The 17,228-nt window shown below is 70.3% G+C and carries 16 protein-coding genes; 7 read left to right on the forward strand and 9 right to left on the reverse strand.

All coding sequences use genetic code 11. The annotated features are described in order from the left end of the window. Nucleotides 1-22 precede the first annotated feature (22 nt). Together ACSFBM_RS30095 and ACSFBM_RS30100 are read left to right on the forward strand one after the other, a co-directional pair. On the forward strand, nucleotides 23-1,327 hold the full coding sequence (locus ACSFBM_RS30095) for a gallate dioxygenase (protein ID WP_435487658.1): 1,305 nt from the start codon (nucleotides 23-25) through the stop codon (nucleotides 1,325-1,327). Between the two features lie 25 nt (nucleotides 1,328-1,352). Further along, nucleotides 1,353-2,333 (forward strand): tripartite tricarboxylate transporter substrate binding protein, encoded by a 981-nt coding sequence (locus ACSFBM_RS30100; protein WP_435487659.1) that lies wholly within the window; start codon nucleotides 1,353-1,355, stop codon nucleotides 2,331-2,333. A gap of 51 nt (nucleotides 2,334-2,384) precedes the next feature. Here ACSFBM_RS30100 and ACSFBM_RS30105 read toward each other — a convergent pair whose 3' ends face one another. Beyond that, nucleotides 2,385-3,248 (reverse strand): alpha/beta fold hydrolase, encoded by an 864-nt coding sequence (locus ACSFBM_RS30105; RefSeq protein ID WP_435487660.1) that lies wholly within the window; start codon nucleotides 3,246-3,248, stop codon nucleotides 2,385-2,387. After that, nucleotides 3,245-3,805: a cytochrome b gene (locus ACSFBM_RS30110; protein ID WP_435487661.1), complete on the reverse strand. Its 561-nt coding sequence runs from the start codon at nucleotides 3,803-3,805 to the stop codon at nucleotides 3,245-3,247. Before ACSFBM_RS30110 ends, ACSFBM_RS30105 begins: the two co-directional genes overlap by 4 nt. Before the next feature lie 128 nt (nucleotides 3,806-3,933). Here ACSFBM_RS30110 and ACSFBM_RS30115 point away from each other — a divergent pair, with 128 nt between their 5' ends. Next, on the forward strand, nucleotides 3,934-5,403 hold the full coding sequence (locus ACSFBM_RS30115; protein ID WP_435487662.1) for a glycosyltransferase family 2 protein: 1,470 nt from the start codon (nucleotides 3,934-3,936) through the stop codon (nucleotides 5,401-5,403). A gap of 45 nt (nucleotides 5,404-5,448) precedes the next feature. Here the strand turns inward: ACSFBM_RS30115 and ACSFBM_RS30120 are convergent, their stop codons facing one another. The 5 genes from ACSFBM_RS30120 to ACSFBM_RS30140 are packed head-to-tail and all read right to left on the reverse strand — an operon-like array spanning nucleotide 5,449 to nucleotide 10,748. Further along, nucleotides 5,449-6,144: a substrate-binding domain-containing protein gene (locus ACSFBM_RS30120; RefSeq protein ID WP_435487663.1), complete on the reverse strand. Its 696-nt coding sequence runs from the start codon at nucleotides 6,142-6,144 to the stop codon at nucleotides 5,449-5,451. A 49-nt stretch (nucleotides 6,145-6,193) separates the two neighbouring features. Further along, entirely contained in the window at nucleotides 6,194-8,347 is a 2,154-nt protein-coding gene (locus ACSFBM_RS30125) for a xanthine dehydrogenase family protein molybdopterin-binding subunit (protein ID WP_435487664.1), read from the reverse strand. After that, a complete protein-coding gene (locus ACSFBM_RS30130) occupies nucleotides 8,344-8,832 on the reverse strand; it encodes a (2Fe-2S)-binding protein (protein ID WP_435487665.1) in 489 nt (162 codons plus the stop codon). Before ACSFBM_RS30130 ends, ACSFBM_RS30125 begins: the two co-directional genes overlap by 4 nt. Then, on the reverse strand, nucleotides 8,832-9,824 hold the full coding sequence (locus ACSFBM_RS30135; protein WP_435487666.1) for a tripartite tricarboxylate transporter substrate binding protein: 993 nt from the start codon (nucleotides 9,822-9,824) through the stop codon (nucleotides 8,832-8,834). The genes ACSFBM_RS30130 and ACSFBM_RS30135 overlap by 1 nt, the downstream gene beginning before the upstream one ends. A 45-nt stretch (nucleotides 9,825-9,869) precedes the next feature. Further along, nucleotides 9,870-10,748: a fumarylacetoacetate hydrolase family protein gene (locus tag ACSFBM_RS30140; RefSeq protein WP_435487667.1), complete on the reverse strand. Its 879-nt coding sequence runs from the start codon at nucleotides 10,746-10,748 to the stop codon at nucleotides 9,870-9,872. A 143-nt stretch (nucleotides 10,749-10,891) separates the two neighbouring features. Between ACSFBM_RS30140 and ACSFBM_RS30145 the strand changes: the two genes are divergently transcribed. Further along, nucleotides 10,892-11,632 (forward strand): FadR/GntR family transcriptional regulator, encoded by a 741-nt coding sequence (locus ACSFBM_RS30145; protein ID WP_435487668.1) that lies wholly within the window; start codon nucleotides 10,892-10,894, stop codon nucleotides 11,630-11,632. A 27-nt stretch (nucleotides 11,633-11,659) separates the two neighbouring features. Here the strand turns inward: ACSFBM_RS30145 and ACSFBM_RS30150 are convergent, their stop codons facing one another. Continuing rightward, on the reverse strand, nucleotides 11,660-12,493 hold the full coding sequence (locus ACSFBM_RS30150) for a DODA-type extradiol aromatic ring-opening family dioxygenase (protein WP_435487669.1): 834 nt from the start codon (nucleotides 12,491-12,493) through the stop codon (nucleotides 11,660-11,662). A 111-nt stretch (nucleotides 12,494-12,604) separates the two neighbouring features. On the opposite strand from ACSFBM_RS30150, the gene ACSFBM_RS30155 reads away from it, so the two are divergent. From ACSFBM_RS30155 to ACSFBM_RS30165, 3 genes are read left to right on the forward strand one after another with little or no spacing between them, the layout of a single operon-like run. Next, nucleotides 12,605-13,567 (forward strand): LysR family transcriptional regulator, encoded by a 963-nt coding sequence (locus ACSFBM_RS30155; RefSeq protein WP_435487670.1) that lies wholly within the window; start codon nucleotides 12,605-12,607, stop codon nucleotides 13,565-13,567. Nucleotides 13,568-13,591: 24 nt separating this feature from the next. Then, the gene (locus ACSFBM_RS30160; RefSeq protein WP_435487671.1) at nucleotides 13,592-15,310 is read left to right on the forward strand and encodes an Hsp70 family protein; all 1,719 of its coding nucleotides are present in this window, start codon (nucleotides 13,592-13,594) and stop codon (nucleotides 15,308-15,310) included. Between the two features lie 5 nt (nucleotides 15,311-15,315). Beyond that, the gene (locus ACSFBM_RS30165) at nucleotides 15,316-16,758 is read left to right on the forward strand and encodes a J domain-containing protein (protein ID WP_435487672.1); all 1,443 of its coding nucleotides are present in this window, start codon (nucleotides 15,316-15,318) and stop codon (nucleotides 16,756-16,758) included. Between the two features lie 136 nt (nucleotides 16,759-16,894). On the opposite strand, the gene ACSFBM_RS30170 is transcribed toward ACSFBM_RS30165, so the two are convergent. Further along, the gene (locus ACSFBM_RS30170) at nucleotides 16,895-17,194 is read right to left on the reverse strand and encodes a hypothetical protein (RefSeq protein ID WP_435487673.1); all 300 of its coding nucleotides are present in this window, start codon (nucleotides 17,192-17,194) and stop codon (nucleotides 16,895-16,897) included. Between the last annotated feature and the right edge of the window lie 34 nt (nucleotides 17,195-17,228).

The following is a 17,228-nucleotide window of genomic DNA, read 5'->3' on the forward strand; positions in this document are numbered from 1 at the left end:
CCAGGCACAGGACACACACACCATGGCTCGCATCATCGGCGCCGTCGCGTGCTCGCACACGCCCACCATCGGCTTTGCCTACGACAGGAACAAGCAGCAGGACCCGGTGTGGGCGCCGATCTTCGAGGCCTTCGCGCCCGCGCGGCGCTGGCTGGAGGACAACAAGCCCGACGCGCTGTTCTTCATCTACAACGACCACGTCAGCTCGTTCTTCTTCGACCACTACTCGGCGTTCTCGCTCGGCGTGGGCGCGCAGCATGCGGTGGCCGACGAAGGCGGCGGCGCGCGCGACCTGCCCGCGCTGGCGGGCCATCCGGCGCTGGCGCAGCACATCGGGCGCTCGCTGGTGGCGGACGAGTTCGACATGTCCTTCTTCCAGGACCGCGCGCTGGACCACGGCGTGTTCTCGCCGCTGTCGCTGCTGTGCGCGCACGCGCCCGCGTGGCCGGTGCAGGTGATTCCGCTGCAGGTGGGCGTGCTGCAGTCGCCCGTGCCCTCGGCGCGGCGCTGCTGGCGCCTGGGGCAGGCGCTGCGCCGCGCCATCGAAAGCTACCCCGAAGACCTGAAGGTGGCCATCGTGGCCACCGGCGGGCTGTCGCACCAGGTGCACGGCGAGCGCGCGGGCTTCAACAACCCTGCCTGGGACGCGCAGTTCCTGGACCTGGTCGAGAACGACCCGGTGCGCCTGACCGAGATGACCCAGGCCGAGCTGGCCACGCTGGGCGGCATGGAAGGCGCCGAAGTGATCATGTGGCTGGTGATGCGCGGCGCGCTGTCGTCGAACGTGCGCAAGACGCACCAGAGCTATTACCTGCCGTCGATGACCGGCATTGCCACGGCCATCTACGAGAACCTGGCGAGCCCGCCGGTGGCGGGCGAGGTGCAGCGGCACCTTCGCCACATGAGCGAGCAGCTGGCCGGCATCGAGGCGCTGGAGGGCAGCTACCCGTTCACGCTGGAGACCAGCGTGCGTGCCTACCGGCTCAACAAGTTCCTGCATGGCATGACGCGGCCGGCCCACCGCACGGCCTTCCTGGCGGACGAGGAATCCGCCTTCGAGGCGGCCGCGCTCACGCCGCAGGAACGCGAACTGGTGCGCCGGCGCGACTGGCGCGGCCTCATTCACTACGGCGTGATCTTCTTCATGCTGGAGAAGCTGGGCGCGGTGCTGGGCGTGTCGAACCTGCACATCTACGCCGCCATGCGCGGCCAGTCGCTCGAAGACTTCCAGCAGACGCGCAATGCGCCCGGCGCGCTGTATTCGGTGGCCGGCAAGGACGCGGCACCCCAGGCATGGGACACGGCACCGACAACGCCGGCCCGTTGAACACACGACACACAAGGAACCGACCATGAGACAACTTCTTCGCACCGCCGCATGCGCCCTCGCCGGCCTGCTGGCACTCTGCGCCCTGAACACGGCGGCAGCCGCCGACGCCTACCCCTCGAAGCCAGTGAAGATCCTCGTCGGCTACAGCGCCGGCGGCGCGGTCGACGCCATCGCGCGCTCGGTCGGCCAGCGAATGGCCGCCACGCTGGGGCAGCCCGTCGTCGTGGAGAACAAGCCCGGCGCGGGCACCAACATCGCGGTGAAGGCGCTGACCAGTGCCGCGCCCGACGGCTACACGCTGCTGCTGGCGGCCAACGCGCTGGCAGTGAACCCCTCGCTGTTCGAGCCCGCGCCCTACGACCTGGACCGCGACGTCACACCGGTGGCGCTGGTCGGGCGCGTGCCGGTGGTGTTCACCGTGCGCGAAGGCTCGGCCATCAGGACCGTGGCCGAACTGGTGGCCGCCGCCAAGGCCAAGCCGGGCAGCGTGACGGTTGCCACGCCGGGCAACGGCTCGACGCCGCACCTGGCGATGGAGCTCTTCCAGCACACCGCGGGCCTGCAGCTGCGCCATGTGCCCTACAAGGGCGGCGCGCAGGCGATCACCGATGTGCTCGGCGGGCATGTGGACGTGGTCGCGGTCAACGCGCTGGAGGTGTTGCCGCTGGTCAAGGCCGGCAAGCTGCGCGTGCTGGCGGTGATGAGTGCCGAGCGCTCCGCCGTGCTGCCCGGCGTGCCGACGGTGGCGGAGTCGGGCTACCCCGGCTTCGAGGCCAGCGTGTGGTACGGCTTCGTGGCACCGGCCGGTACGCCCAAGCCGGTGCTGGCGGCGGTGCACGACGCGGTGCAGAAGGCGCTGGCCTCGACCGAGGTGCGCGAACAGCTGGCCGCGGCGGGCGGCGTGACGCTGGCCGGTCCGCCAGAGCAGTTCGCCAGGTTGCTCAAGAGCGACGCGGCGCGCTACGGCAAGTTGATTCGCGACGCCGGCATCAAGCTCGACTGACGGCCGGCAGGCCGCTCACAGAAAAGAAGAACCGGGAGGCGCGGGCCGTGCTCAGCCGCCGAAGAACGTCACCAGCCGCGCGCTGACCTCGTCGGCGCGCTCGTACTGCGCCCAGTGCCCGGCGCCGTCGATCACCGCGCCCTCGCGGTGCGGCCCTTCGGCCGCCAGCTGCGCCACCAGCGGGCGCGGGTCGGCGGTGACGTCGTATTCGCCCCAGAGCAGCAGCGTGGGCAGGCCGAGCGCATCCAGTGCCTGCTGCAGGCCGCCCGACTGCGACACCTCCTTGCTGCGAAAGCGCGTGCCGTGGCATGAGATGTCGTGGATCTCGAAGGCCAGCGCGTCGATGGCGGCGGGGTCGTGCAGCATCAGCGCGGCCAGGTTGTTCAGCAGGGCGGCGCGTTCCGCCTCGCGGTCGGGCGCGGCGCGCCAGTTGATCATCTGCGCCGTCATGCGGCGCATGGTGCCGTGGCCGCCGCTGCCCACGAGCGCCAGGCGGCGAACGGCGCCGCGCTGCACCGCGAAGCGTGCGGCCGTCAGGCCTCCGAAGGAAAAGCCGCCCAGGTCGATGGGCGTGCCCGCGCCGATGAGCTGGTCCAGCGTGCCGCCCAGCGCGGCCAGCAACGGCGGCAGCGAGTCTTCGCCGGGTGCCACGCGCGGCGGCGCGCCGGACTCGTTGAAGCCAGGCATGTCGGGCAGCCACAGCGTGCGGCCGGCCGACAAGGCCTGCGCGTTGCGCAGCCAGTGCATCCAGCTGCCGTGGCCGCCGTGCAGCAGCACCAGCGGTGGCCGGGTGGTGTCGGTGCCGAAGCGGCGCCAGCGCACGCGCACGCCCTCGTGCACCGGGTCGTGGTGGGTGCACAGCGCGTCGATGCGCGCGATGACCTCGCGGGCCTCTTCGCTGTGTTGCCGGGTCACGGCCACATCCGCTGCAGTTCGCGCTCGCCGTCAAGAAACTGGTGCTTGAGCGCGCCCAGCACATGCAGCGCGAAGATCACGTACAGCACATAGCCCGCCCAGGTGTGCACCCCGCCCAGCACGGTGTGCCAGGTTTCCTTGACCGCCGGCTCGATGGCCATGATCCAGCCGATGCGCGGCCATTCGAACAGGCCGAAAAGGAACATCGGGTTCGCGCCGGCGTCCTTCCAGGCCGAGTCGTGCATCCAGCCCGACACCGGCAGCAGGATCATCAGCACATACAGCGCCCCGTGGGCCGCATGGGCTGCCAGGCGCTCGAGCGCGCCGAACGAGCCCGGCATGGCCGGTGGCTTGTGCGTCAGGCGCCACAGGATGCGCAGCAGCACCAGGCCCAGCACCGTGATGCCGATCGACTTGTGGGTGTCCACGGCCGGGCGCACCCAGTCGTCGGGGTAATGGTCGACCAGCAGGATCAGGGCGATGTTGACGGCCATGAGCACGGCAATCAGCCAGTGCAGCGCGATGGCGGTTCGGGTGTAGCGGGTTTGTGCGAGCATGCGGGGAATTTTCGGGCGGGAGCCGACTCAGTCAGTGGCGCATGCGATTGTCCCGGGTTTGTTCGGGCCTTTCGAAACCGCAGGCCGAGTTTTTGCGTATCAACGACCAGTCGCCCGGGCACCTTCTCTTGAACGATCCACTCCACAGCGCCTTTCTGGCCGCGTCGCCGCGCCTGTCTCCCCCCCGCACCCCCCTGCGCAGCTGGCTCATTCACGGCGGCGTGCTCGTGCTGTGGGTGCTGCTGTTCGCCATGGCGTTCAAGTTCGGCAACGTGCAGGCCTGGTCGGTGGGCGTGGCCTATGTGGTGTACGACACGGTGCTGCTGCTGTTCGTGGCGTGGATGACGCTGCCGATCCTGCGCGCCCGGCCCCTGCCCGCCGGCATGTCCGCCGCGGGCACACGGCGCACCACGCTGGGCGTGATCGTCGCCTCGCACAACGAGGCCGCCGTGCTGCCCGTCACGCTGGCCGCCCTGCTCGGCCAGAGCGACGTGCCCGACCGCATCGTGGTTGCGGACGACGGCTCCAGCGACGGCACGGCCGAGCTGCTGGCCACGCGCTACGGGCTCGTCGCCCCCGCCCTGGGCGCTCTGAGCGCGGCCAGCACCACGCACCCGTCGCTTTACTGGCTGCGCCTGCCGCACGGCGGCAAGGCGGTGGCGCTGAACGCGGCCATCCTGTGCATCGACACCGACACGGTGCTGACCGTGGACGGCGACACGCTGCTCGACAGCCAGGCCATCGGCGCGGTGCGCCGTGCCTTCACCGAAGAGCCCGACCTGGTGGCCGCCACCGGCGTCATCATCCCCGTGTGCAGCCGCACGCTGGCCGGGCGCTGCTTCCAGTGGTTCCAGACGTACGAGTACATCCGCAACTTTCTGTCGCGCTATGCGTGGATGCGGGTCAACGGGCTGCTGCTGATCTCGGGCGCCTTCGCAGGTTTCAGAACGGACGCGGTGCGCACGGTGGGCGGCTTCGACACCGACTGCCTGGTGGAAGACTACGAACTCATTCACCGCCTGCACCACCACGCCCGGGTGCACGGCCTGCCGTGGACGGTGCGCGTGCTGGGCGACGCGCAGGCGCACACCGACGCGCCCAGCAGCACCGGCGCCTTCCTGCGGCAGCGCCGCCGCTGGTTCGGCGGCTTTTTGCAGACGCAGTACTGGTACCGCGCCATGGTCGGCGACCGGCGCTACGGCTGGCTCGGCGTGGCAATGCTGCCGGTGAAGGCCATCGACACGCTGCAGCCGCTGTACGGCCTGGCGGCCTTCGGGCTGTTGCTGATGTACCTGGTGCGCGGCAACTTCGGCGTGCTGGCGCCGGTGGCCGGGGTGATCGGCGCGAAGATCGTGCTCGACCTGGTCTTTCACCTGTGGTCGGTGTACCTGTACCGCCGCTGGATCGGCCAGGCCAGCGAGGCCAACATGGCGCAGGCCTTCCTGGCCGCGCTGGTCGAACCCTTCACCTTCCAGATCCTGCGCCACACCGGCGCGGCCTGGGGCTGGTGGACCTTCCTGACCGGGCGCGGCACGTGGGGGCGGCAGACGCGCGTCGGGCTGGTCGACGCGGACGGCGTGCAGCGGCGCAACGGCTGAAGCTCAGCCGCTGAATTTCAGCCGCTGACGTTCAGCCGCCGAGATTCACAGGCCGAAACCGCTGCGCCCGCGCAGCGCGGCACTGGCCTCGCCGGCCAGCACCTCGACGAACGCGGCCGCAAGCTCTGGCGCCTGCGCGCGGCTGCACACGGCCGCGGTGTACACGGTGCTCAGCGCGTGCTCGGCGGGCAGCTCGCCCACCAGCCGCACGCCGGGCGTGTACATGATCTCCGTCACCTGCGTGCAGCCGAGCATGCCCTCGCCCTCGCTGCGCGCAAGCTCGCGCATGGCGGTGGCGCCATTCGGAAACTCGTGGATCCGGCCGGCCAGCGCCTCGGCGAGCCCCAGCGCCTTCAGCATGCCGGCGATGTGGATGCCCGCGCTCGACCGGGTCATGTCCGGCACGTAGAGGCCGCGCGCGGCCGAGAGCGTGGCCTTCAGCGCCTCGCCGTTGCCGACCGCCACCTCGGGCGTGCCGTTGCGCACCGCGATGCCCGTGGCCACCGGGCCGAGCGCCCGCGCGCTGCCGGCCGCCACGTGGCCCTGCGCCGTGAGCTGCTCGATCAACGAGGCGGAAAGCACCAGCAGGTCGCAGGGCTCGCCGGCGAGCAGCTTGTCGCGCATGGTGCCCACGGCACCGAAGGTCGGCGCGAGGGTGCAGCCGTGGGCCTGTTCGAAGTCCTGTTGCAGGCCGGTCACCACGGCCTGCGCGGCGCCGCCGCTGAAGAGGGTCAGTTTCATTGTTGTTCCATCGATATCAAGAGAAAAGGAGACACAGGCGCCGTCAGTCTCAGGCGTCCATGTCCTCCATGGCCTGCACGATGCGCTCGGGCCGCATCGGCAGGTCGCGCACGCGCACGCCCAGCGCGTCGAACACCGCATTCGCGATGGCCGCGGCGGTCGGGCCCAGCGAGGCCTCGCCCGCGCCGAGCGAGGCGAAGCCGTCGGCCGGCAGCAGCTGGACGTCGATGTGCGGCACATCGGGAAAGCACAGGATCGGGTAGTCCTCCCAGCCGGGGTCGCGCATGCGCATGCGGTCGAAGTGCGCGGCTTCCATCAACGCCCAGCTGGTGGCCTGCAGCGCGCCGCCCTCGATCTGCTGGCGCACGCCGTCGGGGTTGACGGCCAGGCCCACATCCACCGCGATGTGCAGCCGCCGCACGTGCACGCGCTCTTCGACCTCCACCTCGGCGACGACGGCGCAGTAGGCGCCGGTGTTCTTGTAGCGGGCGAAGCCGATGCCCCGGCCGCGGCCCCCGCCGGCCGGCACCTCGCGCGGCTGCCACCCGGCCTGCGCCGAGACGGCCCGCAACACCGCCACGGCGCGCGGGTCTTCGAGCTGGGCGATGCGGTAGTCCAGCGGGTCGGTGCCGCTGCACAGCGCCAGCTCGTCCATGAAGGACTCGATGGCGAACACGTTCGCGAAGGCGCCGAGCGCGCGCAGCGCCGACGTGCGCATGGGCACGTCCAGCACGCGCCGGCAGACGACGTCGAACCCGGGAAAGGCGTAGATCGGGTCGGCATTGCGGTCGCCGCCGCCGCCCGCCGCACGCGGCGCGTCGGTCGACGCCACGCGTTCGAAAGGCTGTGCGAGGTACCAGCTGCCCAGCAGCGTCGGCGTGGCGCCGCGCCCGGGGCGCAGGCCATGGCCCGGGCTCCAGGACTGGTGCCGCCAGGCGACCACGCGGCCCGCCGCGTCGAGGTCGGCCTCGAGGTCGACCGCCATCGCCGGGCCGACGGGCGACCAGCACAACTCGTCCGCGCGCGACCATTGCACCCGCACCGGCCGCCCGGCACAGGCACGCGCGAGCCAGGCGGCGTCGAAGGCCACGTCGTCCGCGCCGTTGTGGCCGTAGCAGCCGGCGCCCTGCACGTGCTGCACGCGGATGCGTTCCGGCGGCAGCCCGAAGGCCACGGCAAGGTCCTTGCGCAGGTTGTAGATGCCCTGGCTGTGGCTCCAGACCTGCAGCCCGTCGTGCGCCGACAGCGCGAGCGCGCACGAAGGACCGATGGACGCATGGCGGATGAAGGGCTTCGAATACGACGCGCGCACGGTGCGCGCGGCAGGCGCCGGCGTCTTGTCCGAACGCGCGCCGAGTTCGAGCGCGGTGAACGGCAGCGATTGCAGCCAGGGCCGCAGCGCCGCTTCGTCGGGCAGCCGCTCGGCCTCGGTCCACACCGCCAGCGTGGCGATCCGCGCGGCGGCGCGCTCGGCCAGCGATTCAGTCTCGGCCACCACGCCGAGCTGCGAGCCGTCGCGCAGCACCGCGAGCACGCCGCCCCAGGCGCGCACTTCGTCGAACGGGCACGCCACGAGCTCGGCATGCGGCGACGGCGGCCGCACGATGCGCCCGTGCGCCATGCGCGGCAGCACCATGTCGTGGATGAACATGAATTCGCCGAAGACCTTCTCGGCGATGTCGTCGCGCGGCTGCACATGCCCGACGATGCGGTAGTCGCCCGCCTGCTTTGGCATGGCGCCGGCGGTGGCGTCCACGTCCAGCAGCGCCGGGCCGGCGGCTGCGGCGATCTCCCAGTAGTCCGTGATGCGCCGCTCGCCATGGAAGATCTCGCCGCCCGCCACGCGCAGATCGGCGGGGACGATGCCATGCAGCGCCGCCGCCCATTCGACATGGAGGGCGCGCGCCTGCGCGCACACCTGACGCAGCGCGGCACCCGAATGCTGCACCGACAAGCTGCCCGAGGTCATGGCCTCGTCGGGGCTGAGGCCGGTCGCGGCGGGCACCATGCGCACCTGCGCGAGGTCGAGGTCGAGTTCTTCCGCCACGATCTGCGCCAGCGCACCGAGGATGCCCTGGCCGAGTTCGACCTTGCCCGAGTGCACCGCAACATGGCCCACATGGCCCGCACGGTCGATGCGCAGCCAGGTGGACAGCCGCGGATTGGCCTGCAGGCTCGGCGGCAGCGCGGCCGTGCCGCTCATGCGGCGCGCCCCTGGCCCATTGCCGCAGCCGCACGGACGATGGCGCGCATCACCCGCGGGTGCGTGCCGCAACGGCACAGGTTGCGCGCCATGCCTTCGCGGATCTCCGCATCGCCGGGGCAAGGGTTGCACTGCAGCAGCGCCACCGCCGAGACCAGCATGCCCGAGGTGCAGTAGCCGCATTGCGCCGCCTGCTCCGCCACGAAGGCGCTCTGCACCGGGTGAGGCGCGGCGCGCGTGCCCAGGCCCTCGGCGGTCCGCACATGCTTGCCGGCGGCCGACCACATCGGCGTGTCGCAGCTGGGCACCGCGCGGCCGTCCAGCAGCACCATGCAGGCGCCGCACTCGCCGGCGCCGCAGCCGAAGTGGCTCGCGCGCAGGCCGAGGTCGTTGCGCAGCACGTCGAGCAGCGTGCGGTCGGGCTCGACCGCCAGCACGCGCGGCACCCCGTTGACGGTGAGTGCGATGGCGTCGCCCTGCGTCATCAGTCCACCGTGATGTGGGCCGACTCGACGATCTTTCGCCACTTCGCGATGTCCTGGTTCAGGTACTGCGTGAACCCCGCGGGCGACATCGCCATGCCGTCGATGCCGCTCCTGGCCCACAGCGCGCGCGTGGCCGGGTCCTGCACCACGCTGGCGATCTTCTGGTTGAGCAGGTCGACGATCGGCTGCGGCGTGCCCTTGGGCGCGAGGATGCCGAGCCAGATCGTCGCGGTGTAGTCGGGCAGGCCCAGCTCGGCCATGGTGGGCACGTCGGGCATCACGCTGGAGCGCGTCTTGCCGGTGGTGGCCAGCGCGCGCACCTTGCCGGTGGCGATCAGGTCGGTCATGGTGCCGACCGCGTCGAACATCATGTCGACCTGGCCGCCGAGCACGTCGGTGCGCGCGCCGCCGCTGCTCTTGTAGGGGATGTGCACGATGTCGACGCCCGCCATGCTCTTGAAGAGCTCGCCGGCCATGTGGTACGGCGTGCCGGTGCCGGAAGAGGCGTAGTTGAGCTTGCCCGGGCTCGACTTGGCCTGGCGGATGAGTTCGGGCAGCGTCTTCGGCGCGAGGCCCGAGCGCACCACCAGCACCAGCGGCGCCTCGTTCACCGGCGCCACCGCCGTGAAGTCGCGCATCAGCTCGTAGGGCTTCTGGCGCAGCAGCGACTCGTTCACGGTCTGCGTGTTCGACATCATGAGCAGCGTGTAGCCGTCGGGCGCGGCCTTGGCGACGAACTGCGTGCCGATCACCGCGCCCGCACCGGGCCGGTTCTCCACGATGAACGACTTGCCGGTTTCGCGGCCCAGCTTTTCAGCGAGCACGCGGGCATACACGTCGGCCGAGCCGCCCGGCCCGAAGGGCACGACGATGGTCACCGTGCGCGACGGGTAGGCCGACGCGTCCTCGGCATGCGCCGCGGCGCCCTGCCCCAGCGAAAAGGCGGCGAGCGCCAGCGCGGCGAGCCCGCGCACCGATCCTTGCTTCCACATGGCTTGTCTCCTTGTGTTCTTGTGTGTGCTGTCTTGCAGGGGCGTTCAGCCGACCGTGTTTTCCAGCACGCCGATGTGCTGGATCTCGATGCGCACGGTGTCGTTGGTCTGCAGGAACTTCGGCGGCGTGAAGCCGATGCCCACGCCGGCCGGCGTGCCGGTCGCGATCAGGTCGCCGGGCATCAGCGCGATGCCGGCCGAGATGGTCTCGATGAGCGTGGGAATGTCGAAGATCAGCTGCGCGGTGTTGGCGTTCTGCCGCAGCTCGCCGTTGATCCAGCACTTCACGTCGAGGTTGGCCGCGTCGAGTTCGTCGGCCGTCACCAGGTACGGGCCCATCGGGCAGAAGCCGTCGAGCGCCTTGCCCAGGAACCACTGGCGGTGCAGCTTCTGCAGGTCGCGCGCGGTGACGTCGTTGACGATGGTGTAGCCGAACACGTGGTCCAGCGCGTCGGCCTTGCGGATGCCGCGGCCGCCCTTGCCGATGACGACCGTGAGTTCGGCCTCGTAGTCGAGTTGCTTCACCACGTCCTTGTGCGGCGGAATGGTGTCGCCGGGGCCGATCACCGAGGTGAAGGGCTTGGTGAAGACCACCGGCGCCTCGGGCGCGTGCTCGCCCTCCTTGGCGCTGCTGTCGAAACCCGACTTGCTGAACTCGGCCGCGTGCTCCGCGTAGTTCTTGCCCACGCAGAAGATGTTGCGGCGAGGTTGCGCAATGGGCGCCAGCAGCCTGGCACCGGCCAGCGGCTGGCCCTCGCCCTTGGCGACCAATTGGTTCTTCAGCTCGCCGAAGCGTTCGATCAGCTCGACGAGGTCGCCGGCGAAGCCCGGCACCAGGTCGGCGAGCGCCCAGAAGCGCTGCGCCTGCGTATCGACGAGCGCGGGAACGGCGCGATCGGCCAAGGAAACGGATGCGAATTTCATGGGAATGGAAGGCGTCGTCGCGACGGCAGAATAGGACAGTTGCGGGAAGCGCAATGTAGAACCAAAATGAACCATCATCAATACCAATTCCTCAAATTTAAGGACCAATTGGTACTACTAACAACATCTGCCGGGAGCAGCGAATGAGCGAGCACGAGGCCATGACGGCAGCGCCCGGAGCGTCCGCCCTGCAGCCCAAGGCCGAAGGGGCGAAGGCGCTGTCGCGCTACCTGCGCGAAGGCATCGCGAGCGGCGCGCTGCAGGCGGGCGTGAAGCTGCCGGCCGAGCGCGAGCTGAGCGAGCGTTTCGGCGCCTCGCGCGGTGCGGTGCGGCGCGTGCTGTCAGGGTTTCGCGAGCGTGGGCTGATCACGCAATCGGTCGGCAGCGGCACCTTCGTGGCGGCAACCGCCGCGCCCGCCGCCACGGCGGGAACGGCGCCGCTGTCGATGCCCTCGCTGCACGGCAACGTGAGCCCGGCGGAATTGATGGTGGCGCGCCGGCTGATCGAGCCGCTGATGCCGTCATTGATCACGCGCAACGCCACGGCGGCCGACTTCGCGGCGATGCAGCACTGCATCGAGCAATCGGAGGCGGCCGAGACCATCGAGGGCTTCGAGCACTGGGACGGCGAGTTGCACAAGGCGCTGGCGGTGGCCACGCACAACGGCTTCTTCGTGCACATCCTGGAACTGACGCAGCGCGTGCGCGACCAGGGCGAGTGGGGGCGGCTCAAGGCCAAGTCGCTCACCGGGCCGCGGCGCGCGCAGTACGAGCAGCAGCACCGCGCGCTGGTCGAGGCGCTGCGCGACCGCGACGAAGCCGGTGCGCAGCGCGTGCTGGTCCAGCACCTGGACCAGATCCAGCGCAACCTGTTCGGGGACTGAACGGGCCGCGCTTTTTTCTTCGCGTTCCTACGCGGCTGCCGCGCCGAAGCGGAAGCTGGAGACGACCAGGCCGCCCATGAAGGCGTCCTCGTGGTAGATGCGCTCGCCGGCCTCGGCCTCGGCCGCGCCGACGGCCACCATCAGCGGGATCAGGTGCTCTTCGCGCGGATGCGCCATGCGCGCCGCCGGGGCCGACGCCCAGTCGAGCAGCTGCGCGCTGCGCTCGGCCGTCGAACCCTTGACCACCGCGGCGTCGAGCCAGTCGTCGAAGGCCTTCGACACGCCGTGCGCCTGTGGGCCGAAGTTGCGCAGGTTGTGATAGCTCAGGCCGCTGCCGACGATCAGCACGTTTTCATCGCGCAGCGGTGCAATCGCGCGGCCCAGCGCCAGGTGCTCCGCCGGGTCGAGCCCGCGGCGCAGCGACAGCTGCACCACCGGCACCTCGGCCTTCGGATAGATGGCGGCCATCGGCGAGAACATGCCGTGGTCGTAGCCGCGCTCGGGGTCGATCTGCACCGGCAGGCCGGCCGCGGCAATGAGCGACTGCACGCGCTGCGCGAGTTCGGGCGAGCCGGGCGAGTCGTAGCGCACTTCGTAGGTATGCGCAGGAAAGCCGCCGTAGTCGTAGATCATGGGCGGCCTGGGGTTGCCCTGCACCGCGAAGGCGGGGGCCTCCCAGTGGGCCGACACCATCAGGATGGCGCTGGGCGTGCGGCCGATCTGGCGCGGCATGTCGGCCAGCGAGGCGGCGAGCTGGTCGTAGGTGGCGCCCATTTCCTTCTTCATCCAGGGCCAGGGGCCGCCGCCGTGCGAAATGAAGTACGTGGGCAGTCGCGATGTGTTGGCGTTGTCGTGGGTCAAGTCGATGCTCCTTGAAGGCGTTGCATCGACTGTAGACATTTCCTGCAAGGAAATCGACAGGCTACGATGCATCGAATCAGTTCTTTGCAGGAAACCTTGAAGGATGTTCACATGGACCGAATGACCAGCCTGCGGGTGTTCCGCGAAGTCGTCGAGGCGGGCAGCTTCGTGGCCGCGGCCGAGCGCCTGGGCATGTCGCCGCCCATGGCCAGCAAGCACGTGGCGCAGCTCGAGAAGTCGCTCGGCGCGCGGCTGCTGCACCGCTCCAGCCGCCACCAGAGCCTGACCGAGGCTGGCACCGCCTGGTATGAGCAGAGCCGCCGCGCGCTCGACCTGCTCGATGCGGCCGAGGCCGCCATCGGCCAGACGCACGACACGCCGCGCGGCCAGCTCAAGGTGAGCGCGCCCGTGTGGTGCGCCACGCCGCGCTTTGCGCGCGTGCTGGCCGACTACCGCGAAAAGTACCCCGAGGTGCTGGTCGACATGCACCTGGAGAACCGCAAGGTCGACCTCGCGGCCGACGGCTACGACCTGGCGCTGCGCGCCACGCAGGAACCCTCGCCCGCGCTGATCGCAAGGCCGCTGTGCCGCGTGCCCTTCTACCTGGCGGGCACGCCGGCCTACATCAAGCGCATGGGCGGCCTGCCCGCCCTGCCTGCCGACCTGGCGAAGCTGGGCGCCATCGTGCCGAGCTATGTGAACCTGGAAAACCTTGCGCTGAAGGGCCCGGGCGGGCGCATGTTTCCGCTGCGGCTGGCGCCGGCCATGCGCTCCGACGACACGACGCTCACGCTGCATGCGGTGCACGCGGACATGGGCATCGCCTTCATGCCGCTGTGGCTGATCGACGAGGACATCGCGCGGGGCCGGCTGCTGCGGCTGCTGCCGGAGTTCGAGTCGACGCCGGTCACCTTGTTCGCGGTGTACACGAGCCGGCAGTACATGTCGCCCAAGCTGCGCACGTTCATCGACTTTCTGAGCGAGCGGCTGAAGGTGCCCCATGAACGAAGCCCGAGCGCGCCGCCCCGGGGCGCCACGCGGGTGCGGCATCATGGCGACCTGCCGCCACCCTGAAGCACACACGCGAGGACCTGCCTGATGATCATCGGTATCGACCTGGGCACCACCCACAGCCTGGCCGCCGTCTGGAAGGACGGCCGCCCCCACCTGGTGGTGAACGCGCTGGGCGCCTACCTCACGCCGTCGTGCGTGAGCATCGACGAAGATGGCAGCGTGCTGGTCGGGCAGGCCGCGCGCGACCGGCTGCAGACGCATCCCGCGGTGACGGCATCGCTGTTCAAGCGCTACATGGGCAGCGACAAGAGCTTTCAGCTCGGCGCGCGCAGCTTCCGCGCCGAGGAACTGTCGTCGCTGGTGCTGCGCTCGCTGAAGGCCGACGCCGAGGCCATGCTGGGCGAGCCCGTGAGCGAAGCGGTGATCACCGTGCCCGCCTACTTCTCCGACGGCCAGCGCAAGGCCACGCGCATCGCGGGCCAGCTCGCCGGACTGCAGGTGGAGCGGCTGGTCAACGAACCCACGGCCGCCGCACTGGCCTACGGCCTGCACCAGGACGAGGACGCAACCCAGTTCCTGGTGTTCGACCTGGGCGGCGGCACCTTCGACGTGTCGATCCTCGAGATGTTCGAGGGCGTGATGGAGGTGCGCGCCACGGCGGGCGACAACTTTCTGGGCGGCGAAGACTTCGTCAACGAAATCGTCCAGCTGTTCTTTGCCGAGACCGGCCTGCCCGAGGCCGCGCGCGCCGACGGCGGCTTCATGCAGCAACTGGTGGCACGCGCCGAGCAGGCCAAGCGGGCCCTGTCGGACAGCGACAGCGCCACCCTCATGCTCCACTGGCAGGACCGCGAGCACACGCTGGCGCTGACGCAGGAGCGCTTTCGCGCCATCAGCGAGCCGCTGCTGGCCCGGCTGCGCGGGCCGGTCGAGCGCGCGCTGCGCGACGCCAGCATTCGCGCGGGCGACATCGACAACGTGGTGCTGGCCGGCGGCGCGACCCGCTCGCCTGTGGTGCGGCAGATGGTCACGCGCATGTTCGGGCGCTTTCCCGCGATGGACATCAACCCCGACGAGGTGGTGGCGCTGGGCGCCGCGGTGATGGCCGGTTTGAAGGCGCGCGACGAAGCGCTCAAGGAAGTGGTGATGACCGACGTCTGCCCCTACACGCTGGGCGTCGAGACCGTGCACCGCATGCCCGGCGGCGGCGAGGTCGACGGCTATTTCTCGCCCATCATCGAGCGCAATACCGTGGTGCCGGCCAGCCGCGTCAAGAGCTACGTCCCGGTGCGCGAAGGCCAGCGCGTTCTCGCCCTCGAGATCTTCCAGGGCGAGGCGCGGCTGGTGCGCGACAACATCAAGCTCGGCGTGCTCGAAGTGCCGCTGCCCCCCGGCCCGCGCGCCGAAGCCAGCGTCGAGGTGCGCTTCACCTACGACGTGAACGGCCTGCTGGAGGTCGAGGCGACCGTCGTGGCCACGCACGAAGTGCACCGGCTGGTGATCCAGGGCAACAGCGGCGTGCTGAGCGAACTGGAGATCGCCGCGCGCCTCGGGCAACTGGCCGAGCTCAAGATCCACCCGCGCGACAAGGCCGAGAACCGCGCGCTGGTGGCGCAGGCCGAGCGCGTGTTCCAGCAGTTGCGCAGCGATGCCCGCGAACGGCTGGGCGACGAAATATCCCGCTTCGAACTCACGCTCGAATCGCAGGACGAGCGGCAGATCCGTCCGGCGCGCGAGCGGCTGCGCAAGGCCGTGGGCTTCTTCGAGCGCGACAGCCACTTCGATCCGGACTTCGTGTTTTGAGCGCCGTGACCGCCGCTTTCGAGCGCCTCGGGATCGCGCCGACCCGCGACGTCAAGGCCATCAAGCGCGCCTATGCCGTGGCGCTGAAGGCCATCGACCAGGCCGGCGAGCGCGAGGCCTTCGAGCGTCTGCGCCAGGCCTATGAGCAGGCGCTGGCCTGGGCCGCGCGGGAGGAGGAACCGGAGGAACCGGAGGACGAGGAGGACGAGGAGGACGAGGAGGACGAGGAGGAAGAAGAAGAGGAAGAAGAGCAGGAAGGCGGCCAGCGCGATCCTCACGGGTCCGACACCCCCGAGCACGGCCTCCCCGATGCGCCGCTGGTCGACCCGCATCGCATGGACGGTCCCTCGCCGCTCACGTCACCGCCCGTCTGGCCCCCCGCAGCGCCAGCGGCACCGGCACCGGCAGCACCCGCGACCGTCGCGCCAAGCCTGAACGAAGCACACCAGGCCCTGCGCGACTGGACGGAGCAGTTGCGCACCGCGCCACCCGGCGCCGTCTCGGCTGTGTTCGAAGCGGCGCTGGCCGACCCGCGGCTGCTTCACCTCGACAGCCACGCACAGCTCGAAGCCCGCATCGCCGATCTGCTGCATGCCAGCCCGGCCGGCCGGGCCGTGCTGTTCGACGCTGCGGCCCGGCGCTTTCATTGGACCGACCGCAACGCCCGACCGATCGCCAGCCCTGCGGCCGCGCACTGGATTTCGCGCGTGGTCAACCAGGGCCTGCAGTGGCACGCACAGGCGCCGGCAGCCGTCGCCCTGCAGCAGCAGGCGCTCGATGCGGCCACGCGCGTGGCCGCGCCCGGAACCGAGCAGGCGCGCCGCTTTGCGCAGGCCCTCGCCGACATGGCGCGCGACTTTCCGGACTGGTTCGCGCTGCACCTCGGCACGCAGGGTCACGCCCATCTGCCGGCGTGGCTGGCGTTGCACGACAAGCTCGCGCCCCGGTGGGCGCGCCAGATCGAGCGAAAGCAACGCTATTTCGGCACGCGCGGCAAGACCCTGCGCACGCTGTTGGGCGGCTTCTTCGTGCTGCTGCTGGCAACCGCCGTGCTGTCCGGCGTGATGAACCGCCTGCTGGCCAACCATGCACCGACAGCCGTGGCCGCAGGCAACAGCAACAGCAACAGCAACGGCAAGGTCGGCGTGGGCGCGCCTCCCGCCACACCCGAACCGGTGCTGGCGTACGAGTTCACCGGCGCCGTGACGCTCGACAGCTGCGAGAGCGCCGAGGAGTTCGTGCACGAGTCCAACTGGCTGCAGGTCGGCGACAGCGATGCGGTCGCCTTGCTGGCCACCCGCGCCATGCGCTGCCAGGACAAGGGCCTGTGGTCGCGCAAGGACGACACGCTGATGGCCTGCCTGCGTGCCGAGCGCGCTGCGGCGCTGGGCGCCGGCAGACCCGAGGAGGCACAACGCTGCCTTCGGCCCGAAGGCGGAAGTCGATAGGCAACGGCCGGCCAAGGCTCGGTGAAAACGCGATGGGTCTGTAATTTCAGGGGCGTCGCCCCCTTGCCGATGCCGAGGAAATCGATGCGGCGCAATCCGGGAGTGCCAGCCAGCCCGCACTCAGCTCAGTGGGGCATCAACGACTGCGCAGCGCCTTCCTGACGACGGCCAGGGGCCCGAGCTCCAACCCGCCGAGCAGCGTCAGAGTCCAGACGAGCACCGAAAGCAGGCCGACCACGTGGACGACAGCCGCAGGCATTTTCAGATCCGCCCAGACATCGGCGAGGACGATGCACGCGAAAACGAACAGCATGAAGAAACGGTAGGCAGACACCTGCTGCCGGCGCGGAACGGGTTTGCGCGGAAGGCGAGCTTCTTGCGGCCATTGGGCGGGGATGTCCGAAGTCGGGGTTGGCGCGGCATTCACACTCTTCAAGGAAGGCTCCTGTTTTTTCCGTGGGTCTGCCCGA

Origin of the sequence: Variovorax pasteuri (assembly GCF_051216435.1) — a bacterium.
Taxonomy (GTDB): domain Bacteria; phylum Pseudomonadota; class Gammaproteobacteria; order Burkholderiales; family Burkholderiaceae_C; genus Variovorax.